Source organism: Nonomuraea cavernae (assembly GCF_014646355.1).
Lineage (GTDB): Bacteria > Actinomycetota > Actinomycetes > Streptosporangiales > Streptosporangiaceae > Nonomuraea > Nonomuraea cavernae.
In genome coordinates, this window is sequence record NZ_BMNH01000016.1 from 178,270 (window position 1) to 178,822 (window position 553).

The window sequence follows — 553 nt, forward strand, 5'->3', positions numbered from 1 at the left end:
TGCGGCCGGTGCCGGGTACGACGCGTCGGAGATCCCCAGGTCTCACCGCGGCGTCGGCATCCTCGACGCGGACGGCTCGGATCCGGTCAAGCTCCGGTCCTACTTCCTCGACGACGCCGGCACCGACCTGTCCGACGTCGCCGCCGTGGCGTACGAGCTGCGCCGCGCGGCCGGCACCCTGCCGCCGAGAGAACAGCCGGTCGACGACACCACCCAGCTTGACGCCGTACTGGCCGCGTTCGGCGAGGACGACAAGCTCCTACCGGACGAGCTCGCCGAACGGCTCGGCTGGGAACGGTCGAGGCTCGCCGAGGAGCTGGGGTCGGTCCCGCTGAAGCAGATCTGGCGTGACGGGGGCAACGCCGGCCGCGGCTGGCGGCGTGAGGACGTGGCCGCTCTGCTCGACCGCTAGACGGCTGTTAGGCGGTCTGCCCCAGCTAGGTCTAGCAGGCTGCCTAACAGCTCCCCCACCAGCGCTCTAACACCTCTAGCACCTCTAGCAGCACCGCCCGGATACGGGCCTAGGACGGGTCTACGGGCCCCAGGAAGGACA

At 70.5% G+C, this 553-nt stretch carries 1 protein-coding gene; it reads left to right on the plus strand.

Annotated features, from left to right (window positions below; all coding sequences use genetic code 11):
• Nucleotides 1–412 (plus strand): hypothetical protein (locus IEY82_RS24530; RefSeq protein ID WP_229697668.1); only part of this gene is annotated, 412 nt, incomplete at its 5' end.
• Nucleotides 413–553: the final 141 nt, after the last annotated feature.